Here is a 15,299-nt window from a genome sequence, read left to right on the forward strand (position 1 = left end):
TACGCCGGCCTTCCCCGGTCAGGGTTACTTCTTGGAGCCGTTCGACTCGACCGCGTGGCCGCCGAACTGGTTGCGCAGGGCCGCGATCATCTTCATCTGCGGCGAATCGTCCTGCCGCGACGCGAAGCGCGCGAACAGCGACGCGGTGATCGCGGGCAGCGGGACGGCGTTGTCGATGGCCGCCTCGACCGTCCACCGGCCCTCGCCGGAGTCCTGCGCGAAGCCCCGCAGCTCGTCGAGGTGCTCGTCCTCGTTCAGGGCGTTGACCGCCAGGTCCAGCAGCCAGGAACGGATGACCGTGCCCTCCTGCCAGGAGCGGAAGACCTCACGGACATCGGTGACCGAGTCGACCTTCTCCAGCAGCTCCCAGCCCTCGGCGTAGGCCTGCATCATGGCGTACTCGATGCCGTTGTGAACCATCTTGGCGAAGTGACCGGCGCCGACCTTGCCCGCGTGGACCGAGCCGAACTCGCCCTCCGGCTTGAGCGCGTCGAAGATGGGCTGCACCTTCGCCACGTTCTCCGGGGCACCGCCGTACATCAGCGCGTAGCCGTTCTCCAGGCCCCAGACACCGCCCGAGACACCGCAGTCGACGAAGCCGATGCCCTTGATGCCCAGCTCGACCGCGTGCTTCTCGTCGTCCGTCCAGCGGGAGTTCCCGCCGTCCACCACGACATCGCCGGGCGAGAGCAGATCCGCCAGCTCATCGATCGTGGACTGGGTCGCGGCACCGGCCGGGACCATCACCCACACGATGCGCGGTCCCTTGAGCTTGCCCACCAGCTCTTCGAGACTGTGTACATCGGCGACGTCCGGATTGCGGTCGTATCCGATGACGGTGTGGCCCGCGCGGCGGATGCGCTCGCGCATGTTGCCGCCCATCTTGCCGAGACCGATGAGACCGAGCTCCATCAGGCGTTCCTTAAGCGTTGAGGCGATTCGTACCAGAACCCGAGCCTACGCCCGGGCCCGCTCACTCACCTGTGGGGTCAGCCGCTCAGCCGCACGGGCATGATCAGGTACTTGTACGCCTCGTCCGCCTCGGCCTTGACGTCCGCCCTGCCGCTGAGCAGCGCCGGCTTCGTCGAGGTGGTGAAGGAGAGCTGGGCGACCGGCGAATCGATCGCGCTCAGGCCGTCCAGCAGGAAGGTCGGGTTGAAGGCGATCGAGATGTCGTCACCCTCCAGCTGCGCGTCGACCCGCTCCACAGCCTGTGCGTCGTCGCTGGAACCCGCCTCCAGGATGAGCACGCCCTGCTCGAAGCTGAGCCGCACCGGGGTGTTCCGCTCGGCCACCAGGGCCACACGCTTGACCGCCTCGACGAACGGAGCGGTCTCGATCACCGCGATCGAGTTGAACTCGGTGGGGAAGAGGGTGCGGTACTTCGGCAGGTCGCCTTCGAGCAGCCGGGTGGTGGTGCGCCGCCCGGCCCCCTCGAAACCGATCAGTCCTTCGCCGGCGCCCGAGCCGGAGAGTGCCAGAGTGACGGTGTCACCGCTGGTCAGTGCCTTGGCGGTGTCCAGCAGCGTCTTGGCGGGCACCAGGGCGACCGCGGAGGCGTCCGGGACTTCCGGCTTCCACAGGAACTCACGGACCGCGAAGCGGTAGCGGTCGGTCGAGGCCAGGGTGACCCGGTCGCCCTCGATCTCGATCCGGACGCCGGTGAGAACCGGCAGTGTGTCGTCGCGGCCCGCGGCGATAGCCACCTGGGAGGCGGCCGAGGCGAAGACCTCACCGGGGACGGTGCCGGTCGCCGTCGGCATCTGCGGCAGCGCGGGGTACTCGTCCACAGGGAGTGTGTGGAGGGTGAAGCGGGAAGAGCCGCAGACGACGGTCGCCCGGACACCGTCCGTGGAGATCTCGACCGGGCGGTTGGGCAGGGCACGGCAGATGTCGGCGAGCAGCCGGCCGGAGACGAGGACGGTGCCGTCCTCCTCGACCTCGGCGTCCACCGAGACCCGGGCCGAGACCTCGTAGTCGAAGCTGGAGAAGCTGAGAGCGCCCTCCTCAGCCTTCAGCAGAAGGCCTGCCAGTACGGGCGCCGGCGGACGGGCCGGGAGGCTGCGGGCCACCCAGGCCACCGCCTCAGCGAGTACATCGCGCTCCACCCGGATCTTCACCGGAACCGCCTCCTGCTGTTGCTGGCTCGCCCTGCTGGCCTTCGTCGTCGGCTGTGATGCCGGTGACCAGTCTGACGTACGGCGCCGACAGTCGCTGCGGCTGCGGGTCAAATCGAGGAAACGGGCTCCGGGCGCTCCGGGCTCAAGTTGTGCACAGCCCCTGCTTCGAAGCGGATCCCTGGCTAACTCTAAGTGGTAGTAGTAGTAGGTCCTGTGGAAACAGTGGATAACGCCATCTGTGCAGGTCAGAGCCGGTTTTTTGTCCACCGACCCTGTGGGTGACACCGGTGGACAACTCGCCGGTTCTGTGGACGGGCGAAAGTTCTGCACACCCGATGCACAGGAGGCGGGTAGTTCTCCCCAGGCCCGTCCCCAGCTTTACCCACGTTCCCCACAGCCCAATCGGCCTCCTTGGTGTGACGCCTTTCACTCGGCTCAGCGATTCCGCGTGTTTGGTTGCCGAACAGTGGACAGCGCTGTGGAGAAGCTGTGGGCAAGAGAGACCCGCCTGTGGGCCGCCGGTGGACAAGAGCGACGGCGGCCTGTGGACAAAAAATCTGTCCACACCCTGTGGAGCGTCTTCGTTCACAATTCCACAGGCCTCTGACCTGGCCTGATGCCGTTCCGGCGGATGAGCCTGTGGATACGGTCTGGACAACTCGGCCGTCCCCAGGCTGTGGACGGCCGTTCTCTCCGCATTCTGTGGAGAAGTCCACCGTGGCGGCCCTTATTCGAACAGGCCGCTGGGGCACTCGCCTTCGGCGCGGTCGTCCCGGCGGCCTTGCGGGGTCGTTCCGAGCTCTGCCCGGTGCCGCCTCGGTGCCGTTCGGGTGCCGCTTCGGGGGGCCCGGAAGGCCGCTTCGGGGCCCGGAAGGCCGTTCTGGGCCCCCGACGACGAAGGGCGCCCCAGGACCGTGTCCCGGGGCGCCCTTGGCGACAGGCGGTGCGCGCCGACCGCCTCAGCCGTTCTTGATGCGGTTGGTGAGCTCCGTGACCTGGTTGTAGATGGAGCGCCGCTCGGCCATCAGCGCGCGGATCTTCCGGTCCGCGTGCATCACCGTCGTATGGTCGCGCCCGCCGAACTGCGCGCCGATCTTGGGCAGTGACAGATCCGTCAGCTCACGGCAGAGGTACATCGCGATCTGGCGCGCCGTCACCAGCACCCGGCTGCGTGACGATCCGCAGAGGTCGTCCACCGTCAGGCCGAAGTAGTCGGCGGTCGCCGCCATGATGGCGCTCGCGGTGATCTCCGGGGCCGCGTCCTCGCCGCCCGGGATCAGATCCTTGAGCACGATCTCGGTGAGGCCGAGGTCCACCGGCTGCCGGTTGAGCGAGGCGAACGCCGTGACCCGGATCAGCGCGCCCTCCAGCTCGCGGATGTTGCGCGAGATGCGTGAGGCGATGAACTCCAGCACCTCCGGCGGGGCGTTGAGCTGCTCCTGCACCGCCTTCTTACGGAGGATCGCGATACGCGTCTCCAGCTCCGGCGGCTGGACGTCCGTCGTCAGTCCCCACTCGAAGCGGTTGCGCAGCCGGTCCTCCAGGGTGATCAGCTGCTTCGGCGGCCGGTCGGAGGACAGCACGATCTGCTTGTTGGCGTTGTGCAGCGTATTGAAGGTGTGGAAGAACTCCTCCTGTGTCGACTCCTTGCTCGCCAGGAACTGGATGTCGTCGACCAGCAGGATGTCGACATCGCGGTAACGCTTGCGGAAGGTGTGGCCCTTGCCGTCCCGGATCGAGTTGATGAACTCGTTGGTGAATTCCTCGGAGCTGACGTACCGCACGCGGGTGCCGGGGTAGAGGCTGCGCGCGTAGTGCCCGATGGCGTGCAGGAGATGGGTCTTGCCGAGGCCGGATTCCCCGTAGATGAAGAGCGGGTTGTACGCCTTCGCCGGTGCTTCGGCGACGGCCACCGCCGCCGCGTGCGCGAACCGGTTGGACGCGCCGATGACGAAGGTGTCGAAGAGGTACTTGGGGTTGAGCCGGGCGTGCGGCTCGCCAGGTCCCGGGGCCGGGGCGGGCTGTGCGCCCGAGGGACCCGTCGCGCCGCCGTGCCGGGGCGCCGGCGGCTCCTGGAGATCGCGGTCGGGGTGCTGCTCGTACGGCGAACGATCGCCGCCCGGGGGCTGCCGGTAGTCGTGCTGCGGCTGCTGCGGGTGGGCGGTGGCGTACGGGTCCCGGTCCTGGTAGCCGCCGAGCCTGGGCTGCTGCCAGGAGAGGTCCTCCTGGGTGCGCGGCCAGGCGCCGGGGTTCGGCCGCTGCTGCTGGTAGTCCGGGTAGGCGGGGCGGACCGAGGGCATACCGTCGTCCGACGGCCGGTGCCCGTAGCCGTCGTACGCGTCGTTCTGGTGCTGCTCGTCATGGAGCGGGCCCTGGTAGCGGTGCTGCTGGGGCACGGTGGGGGCCGGCGGGGTGGGCTCGCCCGTGGAGTCGTCGACGGTGATGGCGATCCGGATGGGCCGGCCGCACTCGTGACTCAGGGTCTCGCTGATGAGCGGGGCGAGGCGCCCTTCGAGGACACGCTTGCCCCACTCGTTGGGGACGGCGAGGAGCGCCGTGTCGGCCACGAGTGCGAGGGGCTGGCAGCGCTCGATCCACTGCTTGTCCTTGGGCTCGATGCCCTGCTGGCCCTCCCTGAGGAGCTGTTCCAGCACACGTGGCCACACTGCGGCAAGATCGGCAGGTACATCAGCCACAGGGGCACGCTCTCTCGCAGGTCCCACGAATGTGTGCTTCTCGGGACGGGATGGGAAGACCGGCGGAAAAGAAGCCGGAGTCCCGCCACGGTAGTCAGGCCGACCCGCGTGGTTCAAGTTGTTGTCCACAGCCTGTGCACAATGGAGGTCGACATGGAGCTGGTTTGACCGGATGGCGTAGCCGCGCGTACCGTGACCAGGTCGAGTTGTCGATGGCTGCTGCCGCCTGCCTCCGATGGGCAAAGATCACGAACTGTGGTTGTGAAGCGGTGCAATCGAGCGTGAATCGCGAGCTACTCGTGGGCGCACGGTGACAGCCAGGCGATGTCCCGCCATCCACACATCACTTTCTGGAGCCCCCGAGTGAGCAAGCGCACCTTCCAGCCGAACAACCGTCGTCGCGCCAAGACCCACGGCTTCCGGCTGCGGATGCGTACCCGTGCCGGCCGCGCGATTCTCGCGTCCCGCCGTGACAAGGGTCGCGCCCGTCTGTCCGCCTGATCGCCTGATCAGCAACAGGTCGTGACGTGCTGCCTACCGAGAATCGGCTGAGGCGGCGCGAGGAATTCGCGATCGCGGTACGCCGAGGCCAGCGGGCCGGACGCCCGCTTCTTGTCGTCCATCTACGCAGCGGTTCAACGGACCCGCGCGCGCCTGGGGAGAGCGCTCCCCCGTCGCGTGCGGGTTTCGTCGTAAGCAAAGCCGTCGGCGGAGCTGTGGTCCGCAACCAGGTGAAGCGAAGACTTCGTCACCTGATACGCGACCGACTGCCCGAGCTGCCCCCCGGTAGCCTGGTTGTCGTACGGGCGCTGCCCGGAGCAGGCGACGCCGAATATGCACAGCTGGCCCAAGACCTGAATGCCGCCTTCCGGCGGTTGCTGGGAGGGGGCGCGCGATGAAATACCCGCTGCTGGCCCTGATCAAGCTGTACCAGTGGACGATCAGTCCGTTTCTCGGGCCTGTCTGCCGGTACTACCCGTCGTGTTCGCACTACGGATATACGGCCATCGACCGTCATGGCGCGGTGAAGGGCACGGCCCTGACCGCCTGGCGCATTCTGCGGTGCAATCCGTGGTCGCCGGGTGGCGTGGACCACGTCCCACCCCGCAAACGCCCGCGTTGGCACGAACTGCTGCGCAACGCTTGGCGCAGCCGTAAGGGCGGGCACTCCGCCGCCGACGTGCCTTCCGGGGGGTCGGTCCCCGACACCTCCGGTCCGGCCGCAGAGACCTCGCCCAATGCTCAAGGAGCCTGATTAGTGGACACGATTGCCAGTCTCTTCAGCTTTATCACCACGCCAGTTTCGTGGGTCATCGTCCAGTTCCACAGCCTGTACGGGGCGATCTTCGGCCCGGATACGGGTTGGGCCTGGGGACTGTCCATCGTTTCCCTGGTGGTGCTGATCCGGATCTGCCTGATCCCGCTTTTCGTTAAGCAGATCAAGTCGACCCGGAACATGCAGGTGCTCCAGCCCAAGATGAAGGCGATCCAGGAGCGCTACAAGAACGACAAGCAGCGTCAGTCCGAAGAGATGATGAAGCTGTACAAGGAGACGGGTACCAACCCGCTCTCCTCGTGCCTTCCCATCCTCGTGCAGTCGCCGTTCTTCTTCTCCCTGTACCACGTGCTCTCCGCCATCGCGAGCGGCAAGCAGATCGGCTTCATCAACCAGAGCCTTCTCGACAGCGCGCGGCAGGCGCACATCCTGGGCGCTCCGCTGGCCGCGAAGTTCACGGACGGCAGCGCGAAGGTCGCGTCCCTGAACGCCTCGCTGACGGATGTGCGTATCGTCACGGCGATCATGATCATCCTGATGTCGGCGTCGCAGTTCTACACGCAGCGCCAGTTGATGACCAAGAACGTCGACCTGACGGTCAAGACGCCGTACATGCAGCAGCAGAAGATGCTGATGTACATCTTCCCGGTGATCTTCGCCGTCACGGGTGTCAACTTCCCCGTCGGTGTCCTCGTCTACTGGCTGACCACCAACGTGTGGACCATGGGCCAGCAGATGTTCGTGATCAACCAGAACCCGACGCCCGGCAGCAAGGCGCAGGACGCCTACCTGCAGCGTCTGCTGAAGAGCGTCAGCACGCACACGGACATCCGGTCCCGGCGTAAGCGCAACGTCATCCGGGCGATCGTGGCCAAGGGCCCCGACCGCAACGACAACGAGCGCAAGTTCGTCACGGGCCTGACCAAGGCTGGTCTGGCCGCGCAGCCGGACGGCACGGTGATCAAGAGCGATGTCGCCACGGCCGAGGCCGAGGCCGGCGGTATCGCGAAGCGACAGCAGCCGAAGCGCCAGACCAAGGCGAAGCGGCAGGCCGCTTCCCATGTGGGCACGGACAAGCCGGGGCACGAACAGGCCGAGGACTCCGAGATCGCTGGTGACGTGGCGAAGACCTCGTTGCAGAAGAAGGACGAGCCGCAGGGCACCACGTCCAAGCCGACGGGCAAGCCCGCCGCCGGTTCCGCACGCCAAGCCAAGCCGGGGCAGCGTAAGGGCCAGCAGCGGCCCAAGCACCCGTCCAAGAAGTAAGAAGGAGTCCATCCGTGACGGAAGGCACCATCTCCGCCGCCGCCGAGGCGGGCGACAGCCTCTCCCGCCTGGAGCAGGAAGGGGAGATCGCGGCCGACTACCTCGAAGGTCTGCTCGATATCGCTGACCTCGATGGCGATATCGACATGGACGTCGAGGCCGACCGGGCCGCGGTTTCGATCATCAGCGACAGCGACCGGGATCTGCAGAAGCTGGTAGGCCGCGACGGTGAGGTCCTGGAGGCGCTCCAGGAGCTGACGCGGCTTGCCGTGCACCGGGAGACCGGGGACCGAAGCCGGCTGATGCTGGACATCGGGGGCTTCCGCGCCCAGAAGCGCACGGAGCTCGCCGAGCTGGGAGCCAAGGCCGCGGATGAGGTGAAGAGCACCGGTGAGCCGGTGAAGCTGGACCCCATGACGCCCTTCGAGCGCAAGGTTGTGCATGACGCGGTCGCGGCCGCGGGTCTGCGCAGCGAGTCCGAAGGCGAGGAGCCGCAGCGCTTCGTCGTAGTGCTCCCTGCCTGATCGGTCCATTGGATCTTCGGCCCCGTCTGTTTCGCAGGCGGGGCCGATCTTTATCAGCCGGATAGTCAGCCGCCATGTCGGTGGTTCAGTACGGAAGGACGGTTCCCGTGACGGAGGCAGCAGAGCTTCCCCCTGCGCCGGAAGAAGCACGGACTGTTTTCGGCGAATTCTTTCCGGAGGCTGTCCGCTACGCGGAGCTTCTCGCGGACGCGGGGGTCAAGCGCGGCCTGATCGGTCCACGTGAGGTGCCGCGGCTGTGGGAGCGGCACCTGCTGAACTGCGCGGTGCTCTCCGAGGTTGTGCCTGAAGGCGTCACGGTCTGCGATGTGGGCTCGGGTGCGGGGCTTCCCGGGATCCCGTTGGCGCTGGTGCGGCCGGATCTGAAGATCACCCTGCTGGAACCCCTGCTCCGACGGACGAACTTCCTTCAGGAAGTGGTCGAGCTGCTGGGGCTGGACCATGTGACGGTCGTACGCGGCCGCGCTGAGGAGGTCCTCGGTACGCTGCAGCCGGTCCATGTGGTGACGGCCCGCGCGGTGGCTCCACTCGATCGGCTCGCGGGCTGGGGAGTGCCGCTGCTGCGTCCGTACGGCGAGATGCTGGCGCTCAAGGGTGACACCGCCGAGGAGGAGATCAAGGGAGCCCGTGGTGCTCTGAGCAAGCTCGGTGTGCTGGAAGCTTCCGTACTCCAGGTGGGAGAGGGCATCGTCGATCCGCTCGCCACGGTGGTGCGGGTGGAGGTCGGGGAGAGCCCCGGAGGAGTTCGGTTCGCGACGAAGCGGGCGAAGGCTGCCCGGGTGGGGCGCGCACGACGGCGCCGCTGAGCCGTACAGTCCGTACTGCCTATCAGTGATGCTCCATACAAGCTGCCATACCTACGCATCGCGGAGTGTCGTGACGATCTGACCCTGTGGCCCGTGCATCGTGTTTCACGTGAAACGTCGCTCGTTGCTGCAGGGAATCATCGGCCGTGGCCGTGCGGCTGCCACGCCGCGCGGCCGAAAGCCCCTCGTGAGGGGGAGGGAGTTGTCCACAGAGGTGGGTTTCTCCACAGAACCAAGGGCCTCGCTGGTTCACGACCCCGAAAGCATGGCAGGCTCTGTCCATTGCGAGTCTGAAGTCGAGGAGAGTGAATCCTTGCGGTCCGACGCCCACATCGCGGGACCGATGGCCGATCCGGTCCCCGGTCCCCGCAGCGAGTCGGCGGGGGAGGATGTTTCACGTGAAACACCGCCCCCGATGGACGACACCCCCATTGGTCGTGCTGCTCAGCTGGCAGTGGAGGCACTGGGCCGCGCCGGCGAGGGCCTGCCCCGCCCTGAGCGAACGCGCGTCATGGTTGTTGCCAATCAGAAGGGCGGGGTGGGAAAGACCACCACAACGGTCAATCTTGCCGCTTCGCTCGCGCTCCATGGCGCACGCGTCCTGGTGATCGACCTAGATCCCCAGGGCAACGCTTCGACGGCGCTCGGGATCGACCATCACGCCGAAGTTCCCTCGATCTATGACGTCCTGGTGGACAGCAAGCCGCTCTCAGAGGTGGTCCAGCCCGTCCTCGACGTCGAAGGTCTCTTCTGTGCCCCGGCCACCATCGATCTCGCCGGTGCGGAGATCGAGCTGGTGTCGCTGGTGGCACGGGAGAGCCGGCTGCAGCGGGCGATCGAAGCGTACGAGCAGCCGTTGGACTACATCCTCATCGACTGCCCACCATCGCTCGGCCTGCTGACCGTCAACGCGATGGTCGCCGGCGCAGAGGTCCTGATCCCCATCCAGTGCGAGTACTACGCACTGGAGGGACTGGGGCAGCTGCTGCGGAACGTCGATCTGGTCCGAGGGCATCTCAACCCCACGCTGCATGTGTCGACGATCCTGCTCACCATGTATGACGGCAGGACGCGGCTCGCCTCGCAGGTGGCGGAGGAAGTCCGCAGCCACTTCGGCAAGGAGGTGCTGCGGACGAGCATCCCTCGGTCCGTGCGTATCTCGGAGGCACCGAGCTATGGGCAGACGGTGCTGACCTACGATCCGGGATCCAGCGGATCCCTGTCCTATCTCGAAGCCGCCCGTGAGATCGCCCTACGAGGGGTCGGGGTGCACTATGACGCCCAGCAAGGCCACGTGAACAGCCAGAACAGTCAGCAGAGTATGTCGGAGGGGATCCAGTGAGTGAGCGACGTAGAGGGCTCGGGCGTGGGCTCGGTGCGCTGATCCCTGCTGCTCCGCAGGAGAAGCAGCTGCCCTCCACCGGAGCGGCCCCGGCCTCTCCTGGTTCGGCGCCGGTGCTGACCGCGGATCGGGGGGTGGCCGCAGCGAAGGTGACAGCGCTTCCGCAGGCCGCCACGGCACCGGACGCGGAGACGATTGCGCCGGAGTACGCGATGGCGCCCGAACCACCGGCAGCGGCCGGCGCGCACTTCGCCGAAGTACCGATCGACTCCATCACGCCGAACCCTCGGCAGCCGCGCGAGGTGTTCGACGAGGACGCGCTCGCCGAGCTGATCACCTCCATCAAGGAAGTGGGCCTTCTCCAGCCCGTAGTCGTACGGCAGGTGGGACCGGAACGCTACGAGCTCATCATGGGCGAGCGGCGCTGGCGGGCGTGCCGGGAGGCCGGCCTGGAGCGCATTCCGGCGATCGTCCGTGCCACGGACGACGAGAAGCTGCTGCTCGACGCGCTGTTGGAGAACCTGCACCGTGCCCAGCTGAACCCGCTGGAAGAGGCCGCCGCGTACGACCAGCTGCTCAAGGATTTCAACTGCACGCACGACCAGCTTGCGGACCGGATCGGGCGTTCGCGTCCTCAGGTCTCCAACACACTGCGTTTGCTGCGGCTCTCGCCCTCCGTGCAGCGCAGGGTCGCCGCCGGCGTGCTGTCGGCCGGCCATGCCCGAGCGCTTCTCTCCGTGGATGACTCCGAGGAACAGGATCGGCTGGCGCACCGCATCGTGGCCGAGGGGCTCTCGGTACGGGCGGTCGAGGAGATCGTGACGCTGATGGGGTCGCGTCCCCAGAGTGCCGCGAAGGCGAAGGGGCCGCGGGCCGGCGCCCGGCTGTCGCCGGCGCTGACCGGTCTCGCATCGCGTCTCTCGGACCGTTTCGAAACCCGAGTGAAGGTCGACCTGGGACAGAAGAAGGGAAAGATCGTCGTCGAGTTCGCCTCGATGGAAGATCTGGAGCGGATTCTCGGCACGCTCGCACCCGGTGAGGGACGGGTCCTGGACCCGGGCCCCTCCGAGGATGCCCCGGAGGGCGACGAGAGCTGAGTTCTCACGCAGCGACAGGGCGGGCCGTGTTCCATGCTTACGGGAACACGGCCCGCCCTTTGCTGTCTCTCGGTGTGCGGGTCATCTCTGGGTGGATACGATGCGATCTGGTAGCGCATCCACCTTGATTCATCTCGGAGGGAGAGCGGGGCCATGCGATCAGTGAGCCGCAGCCGATGGGTGTCAGCTGGGTTGGGCCTTGGAATGGTCGGCGGCTTCGTCGGCGGCCTGCTTCGGGAACGGAGCATGCTGACAGCGGGCCGTGGCGCGGCAGGCGAAGGAAGTGAGGAACAGCCTCCATGGGGCGTCGGCTCGTACCGCTCACGCTGGACAACCTCCCGGATCTCCCCAAGCGTTGCCGTGGGTGTGTCTTCTGGGAGCTTGATCCCGTCAGGGGAGAAGCCGCGATAAGAGCGGGCAGGTCCAAGGCGGAGAAAGAGGCATGGATCTCGGCCGTGCTGCTCGAGTGGGGATCGTGCGGTCGCGTCGTCTATGTCGACGATCTGCCGGTCGGTTTTGTTCTGTACGCGCCTCCCGCCTACGTTCCGCGGTCCACGGCCTTCCCCACGAGCCCGGTCTCTCCTGATGCGGCCCAGTTGATGACGGCGTGGATCATGCCCGGCTATCAGGGGCAGGGGCTCGGCCGTGTGATGGTGCAAACCGTGGCCAAGGATCTGCTGCGGCGCGAGTTCAAGGCCATTGAGGCATTCGGTGACGCCCGCTGGAGGGAACCGGCCTGTGTGCTGCCCGCAGATCATCTGCTGGCGGTGGGCTTCAAGACGGTCCGTCCGCACCCGAGATATCCGCGCCTGAGGCTGGAGCTGCGTACCACTCTCTCCTGGAAGGAAGACGTGGAACTGGCTCTCGACAGGCTGCTGGGCGCGGTCCAGAAGGAGCCGGTGTTGCGGCCGCTCTGATGCGGCCATCGGACGAGCAGCACGTGAAACGGGTCCATCCCCAGGGGGACGGACCCCTTTCACGTGAAACATTGAGGATCAGCTGTCGCTGACCTTGTCGCCGATGAAGCTCTCCAGGTCGCGAACCAGGGCCGCCTTGGGCTTGGCGCCGACAATGGTCTTGGCGACCTCGCCGTTCTGGTACACGTTCAGCGTCGGGATGGACATGACGCCGTACTTGGCTGCGGTGGCCGGGTTCTCGTCGATGTTGAGCTTGACGATCTCGATCTTGTCACCGTGCTCGGCCGCGATGGCCTCCAGCGAGGGGGCGATCTGGCGGCACGGCCCGCACCAGGCAGCCCAGAAGTCCACCAGTACGGGCTTGTCGCTCTTGAGGACGTCCTCTTCGAACGAGGCGTCAGTCACGTGCTTCAGGTCGCCGGCCACGGCGGCCTCCTTAATCTCGTGGGGTGTGCGGGGCGAACAGGCGGTCAGACAGTGGCGGTCTTCTCCGGCTCGGCGGTCTTCTCACTGTCGCTCAGTGCAGCGAGAAAGCGCTCGGCGTCGAGGGCCGCGGAGCAACCAGTGCCCGCAGCGGTGATCGCCTGGCGGTACGTGTGGTCGACGACATCGCCGGCGCCGAAGACACCGGACAGGTTCGTCCGCGTCGACGGGGCGGCGACGGTGAGGTATCCCTCGTCGTCCAGATCGAGCTGGCCCTTGAACAGCTCGGTCCGAGGGTCGTGGCCCACCGCGATGAACAGGCCGGTCACCGGAAGCATCGAGGTCTCGCCGGTCTTGGTGCTGCGCAGAGTCAGACCGGAGAGCTTGTGATCACCATGAATCTCGGCGACCTCGCTGTCCCAGGCGAACTTGATCTTCGGGTCCGCGAAAGCGCGGTCCTGCATGGTCTTGGAGGCGCGCAGAGTGTCTCGGCGGTGGACGATCGTGACGGACTTGGCGAAGCGCGAGAGGAAGGTGGCTTCCTCCATCGCAGTGTCGCCACCGCCGATCACAGCGATGTCCTGGTCCTTGAAGAAGAAGCCGTCGCAGGTGGCGCACCAGGAGACGCCGCGTCCGGAGAGCGCGTCTTCATTGGCCAGGCCGAGCTTGCGGTGCTGGGAGCCGGTCGTGACGATCACGGCCTTGGCGCGGTGTACGGTTCCGGCGGTGTCGGTGACCGTCTTGACGTCACCGGTGAGATCGACGGAGATGACATCGTCGGGGACGAGCTCGGCGCCAAAGCGCTCCGCCTGTGCCCGCATGTTGTCCATCAGGTCAGGGCCCATGATGCCGTCGCGGAAGCCGGGGAAGTTCTCCACGTCGGTGGTGTTCATCAGCGCACCACCGGCGGTGACGGCGCCCTCGAAGACCAGCGGCTTCAGGGACGCGCGCGCGGTGTACAGGGCGGCGGTATAGCCGGCGGGCCCGGAGCCGATGATGATCACATTACGGACGTCGCTCACGGGTTTCTTCCTCGTCTCTGGGGACTGCCTACTGGGGCCGGATCAACGACTTCACCCCATCCAACGGATCCTACGGGTCCCGCATTCCCGTGACGCCCAGGCGGCACCCCCAGGCACTGTCAGCGCTTGGGGTAGGAGCGTGTCAGCAGGACCTTCCCGTCGGTGGACGGGGCGCTGTCGACGCACGTCGCGTCGATGACATACGCCTGCACCCGGGTGGAGTCGACCGAGTGCGGCAGCACGACGAGATAGGCGCGGCTGCCTCGGTAGCTTCCCTGCTCGACAGCGAGGGCGGGCTCGGTGCGGCCGATGCCCCGTTGAATACAGGGAGGGACGTCAGACCCAGGCTGCAGCATGGGTGAGTTCATGGCGCTCCGGTCGCTGCCGGCGTCGCCGCCCCGTTGCTCCCCTGGGAGATCCTTGGCCGCCGAACCGGAGGCCAGTAGCCCGTCCACGCGGCCTTGCAGGCGCGATCCCGAGAACACATCGCTGTCGTCGGCGGGCGCGCTGACAGCTGAACTGGCCTGTTGGTCGGCGCCGCTGTCGACGGGGGGTCGGAGCGACTGGATCAGGAGAACGCTGACACCGACAGCGGCTGTTCCGAGAACGGCGCCGAGGACAGCCGTGCGGCGGCGACGCCGGGCAGGGCCGCTGCGGCCGGGCCCGGTGCCTGCCCTGGCGCGGCCGCCGGGACGGCCGTGATCGGCCCGACCTGGGTCGGTGGTCGGGTGATCCGCCAGATTCAGGGGAGCCGACGCAGTGAGTGTGCGAGACGGGAGCGCTGTTTCACGTGAAACATGTGCGTCTTCGTTGGGCGTGCTCGAATCCAGGAGTGCTTCCGCCGCCAGAGCCGCATCGATACGGCCGGCGATGTCAGCCGGCATCCGCAGGGGCCCGGGAAGAGTGCCGAGGAGTCCCCTGATCTCCTCCAGCGAACCATGGACGTCGGCGCAGAGGGGGCAGCGGCCCAGGTGATGCCGTATGTCGGAGGCCCGGGACGGGGGGAGCAGACCTTCCGCCAGGTCGGAGATCTCGGAGACATCCGGGTGCTGAGCCGTGTCGGTCGTCGATGTCACGCGTGCCCACCTCCGCCCTTCACTGCAGCAGGATCATTCTGTGCTGGATCTCTTGGCCCCGGTGCCGGTGGGACGGATGCCCTCGGCGTCCGGTTCCTTCCCCCACCGAGGACGGTGTTATCCGTGGTCTCCCCCCGCAGATGCGTGAGCAGGGGAAGCAGTCTGGCCCGGCCGCGTGCGCAGCGGCTCTTGATCGTTCCGATCGGCACATCCAGGACGCGAGCGGCTTCTGCCACGGGGTAACCCTGCATGTCGACGAGCACCAGGGCGGCACGCTGATCGACCGGGAGCTTGGCCAGCGCCGCGAGCAGCTCGCGGCGCTGGTCCTGGCGTTCGGCGGGAGCTTCCGCCGACTCATGAGGTTCGAGAAGCTGCTCCAGCCGCTCGGTGTCATCCATCGGCGACGTCTTGCGGGAAGCGCTTTTACGGGCCCGGTCGAGGCAGGCGTTGACGGTGATGCGGTGCAGCCAGGTGGTCACGGCGGACTGGCCGCGGAAGGTATGAGCCGCCCGGAAGGCGGAGACCAAGGCGTCCTGGACGGCGTCGGCCGCTTCCTCCCGGTCGCCCAGGGTGCGCAGCGCGACGGCCCAGAGACGGTCGCGGTGGCGTCGTACCAGCTCGCCGAAAGCATGAGGGTGACCCTCGACGTGGGCGTTGAGGAGGTCATGGTCGTTCGCGTCGCCGAGTGCGGCGTCGTCCACCGGTGAGCCCCCTCT

General features: G+C 67.2%; 16 protein-coding genes. 9 read left to right on the forward strand and 7 right to left on the reverse strand.

All coding sequences use genetic code 11. The annotated features are described in order from the left end of the window. Nucleotides 1–24: 24 nt before the first annotated feature. The 3 genes from gnd to dnaA all read right to left on the reverse strand — a co-directional run bounded on the left by gnd (nucleotide 25) and on the right by dnaA (nucleotide 4,816). Nucleotides 25–912 (reverse strand): phosphogluconate dehydrogenase (NAD(+)-dependent, decarboxylating), encoded by an 888-nt coding sequence (gnd, locus tag ACIBAE_RS12590; RefSeq protein WP_399284412.1) that lies wholly within the window; start codon nucleotides 910–912, stop codon nucleotides 25–27. A 77-nt stretch (nucleotides 913–989) separates the two neighbouring features. Beyond that, nucleotides 990–2,120 carry a DNA polymerase III subunit beta gene (gene dnaN, locus ACIBAE_RS12595; RefSeq protein WP_399284414.1) on the reverse strand — a complete coding sequence of 377 codons (1,131 nt, stop codon included), beginning with the start codon at nucleotides 2,118–2,120 and terminating at the stop codon, nucleotides 990–992. Between the two features lie 959 nt (nucleotides 2,121–3,079). After that, entirely contained in the window at nucleotides 3,080–4,816 is a 1,737-nt protein-coding gene (gene dnaA / locus ACIBAE_RS12600; protein ID WP_399284415.1) for a chromosomal replication initiator protein DnaA, read from the reverse strand. Between the two features lie 363 nt (nucleotides 4,817–5,179). Between dnaA and rpmH the strand changes: the two genes are divergently transcribed. The 9 genes from rpmH (at nucleotide 5,180) to ACIBAE_RS12645 (ending at nucleotide 12,062) form a co-directional block, all read left to right on the forward strand. Then, nucleotides 5,180–5,317, forward strand: a complete 138-nt coding sequence (rpmH, locus tag ACIBAE_RS12605; protein ID WP_073787211.1) for a 50S ribosomal protein L34 — start codon at nucleotides 5,180–5,182, stop codon at nucleotides 5,315–5,317. A gap of 26 nt (nucleotides 5,318–5,343) precedes the next feature. After that, on the forward strand, nucleotides 5,344–5,715 hold the full coding sequence (gene rnpA / locus ACIBAE_RS12610) for a ribonuclease P protein component (RefSeq protein ID WP_399284417.1): 372 nt from the start codon (nucleotides 5,344–5,346) through the stop codon (nucleotides 5,713–5,715). Continuing rightward, nucleotides 5,712–6,071: a membrane protein insertion efficiency factor YidD gene (gene yidD, locus ACIBAE_RS12615; protein ID WP_399284418.1), complete on the forward strand. Its 360-nt coding sequence runs from the start codon at nucleotides 5,712–5,714 to the stop codon at nucleotides 6,069–6,071. The genes rnpA and yidD overlap by 4 nt, the downstream gene beginning before the upstream one ends. A 3-nt stretch (nucleotides 6,072–6,074) precedes the next feature. Further along, nucleotides 6,075–7,358 carry a membrane protein insertase YidC gene (gene yidC, locus ACIBAE_RS12620; RefSeq protein WP_399284419.1) on the forward strand — a complete coding sequence of 428 codons (1,284 nt, stop codon included), beginning with the start codon at nucleotides 6,075–6,077 and terminating at the stop codon, nucleotides 7,356–7,358. A 14-nt stretch (nucleotides 7,359–7,372) separates the two neighbouring features. Further along, entirely contained in the window at nucleotides 7,373–7,882 is a 510-nt protein-coding gene (locus ACIBAE_RS12625; protein ID WP_399284420.1) for a protein jag, read from the forward strand. A gap of 107 nt (nucleotides 7,883–7,989) precedes the next feature. Next, complete coding sequence (gene rsmG / locus ACIBAE_RS12630; RefSeq protein WP_399284421.1) at nucleotides 7,990–8,706, forward strand: 16S rRNA (guanine(527)-N(7))-methyltransferase RsmG; 717 nt, start codon at nucleotides 7,990–7,992, stop codon at nucleotides 8,704–8,706. Nucleotides 8,707–8,971: 265 nt separating this feature from the next. After that, a complete protein-coding gene (locus ACIBAE_RS12635; RefSeq protein WP_399284422.1) occupies nucleotides 8,972–10,048 on the forward strand; it encodes an AAA family ATPase in 1,077 nt (358 codons plus the stop codon). Then, nucleotides 10,045–11,145, forward strand: a complete 1,101-nt coding sequence (locus ACIBAE_RS12640) for a ParB/RepB/Spo0J family partition protein (RefSeq protein WP_399284424.1) — start codon at nucleotides 10,045–10,047, stop codon at nucleotides 11,143–11,145. Before ACIBAE_RS12635 ends, ACIBAE_RS12640 begins: the two co-directional genes overlap by 4 nt. A 299-nt stretch (nucleotides 11,146–11,444) precedes the next feature. Next, a complete protein-coding gene (locus ACIBAE_RS12645; RefSeq protein WP_399284425.1) occupies nucleotides 11,445–12,062 on the forward strand; it encodes a GNAT family N-acetyltransferase in 618 nt (205 codons plus the stop codon). A gap of 78 nt (nucleotides 12,063–12,140) precedes the next feature. Here the strand turns inward: ACIBAE_RS12645 and trxA are convergent, their stop codons facing one another. The 4 genes from trxA to sigM all read right to left on the reverse strand — a co-directional run bounded on the left by trxA (nucleotide 12,141) and on the right by sigM (nucleotide 15,284). After that, nucleotides 12,141–12,488 carry a thioredoxin gene (trxA, locus tag ACIBAE_RS12650; RefSeq protein ID WP_399284426.1) on the reverse strand — a complete coding sequence of 116 codons (348 nt, stop codon included), beginning with the start codon at nucleotides 12,486–12,488 and terminating at the stop codon, nucleotides 12,141–12,143. Nucleotides 12,489–12,532: 44 nt separating this feature from the next. Continuing rightward, a complete protein-coding gene (gene trxB / locus ACIBAE_RS12655; RefSeq protein ID WP_399284427.1) occupies nucleotides 12,533–13,507 on the reverse strand; it encodes a thioredoxin-disulfide reductase in 975 nt (324 codons plus the stop codon). Nucleotides 13,508–13,626: 119 nt separating this feature from the next. Then, nucleotides 13,627–13,863 (reverse strand): hypothetical protein, encoded by a 237-nt coding sequence (locus ACIBAE_RS12660; protein ID WP_399284428.1) that lies wholly within the window; start codon nucleotides 13,861–13,863, stop codon nucleotides 13,627–13,629. A gap of 716 nt (nucleotides 13,864–14,579) precedes the next feature. Further along, nucleotides 14,580–15,284: an RNA polymerase sigma factor SigM gene (gene sigM / locus ACIBAE_RS12665; protein WP_399284429.1), complete on the reverse strand. Its 705-nt coding sequence runs from the start codon at nucleotides 15,282–15,284 to the stop codon at nucleotides 14,580–14,582. Nucleotides 15,285–15,299 lie beyond the last annotated feature (15 nt).

The sequence above is a fragment of the Streptomyces sp. NPDC051569 genome (assembly GCF_044454085.1).
GTDB lineage: Bacteria > Actinomycetota > Actinomycetes > Streptomycetales > Streptomycetaceae > Streptomyces.

Coding starts and splice junctions, on each gene's coding strand:
- gnd (WP_399284412.1), bottom strand. CDS start 912: ATGGAGCTCGGTCTCATCGGTCTCGGCAAGATGGGCGGCAACATGCGC.
- ACIBAE_RS12660 (WP_399284428.1), bottom strand. CDS start 13,863: ATGCTGCAGCCTGGGTCTGACGTCCCTCCCTGTATTCAACGGGGCATC.
- yidD (WP_399284418.1), top strand. CDS start 5,712: ATGAAATACCCGCTGCTGGCCCTGATCAAGCTGTACCAGTGGACGATC.
- ACIBAE_RS12645 (WP_399284425.1), top strand. CDS start 11,445: ATGGGGCGTCGGCTCGTACCGCTCACGCTGGACAACCTCCCGGATCTC.
- ACIBAE_RS12635 (WP_399284422.1), top strand. CDS start 8,972: ATGGCAGGCTCTGTCCATTGCGAGTCTGAAGTCGAGGAGAGTGAATCC.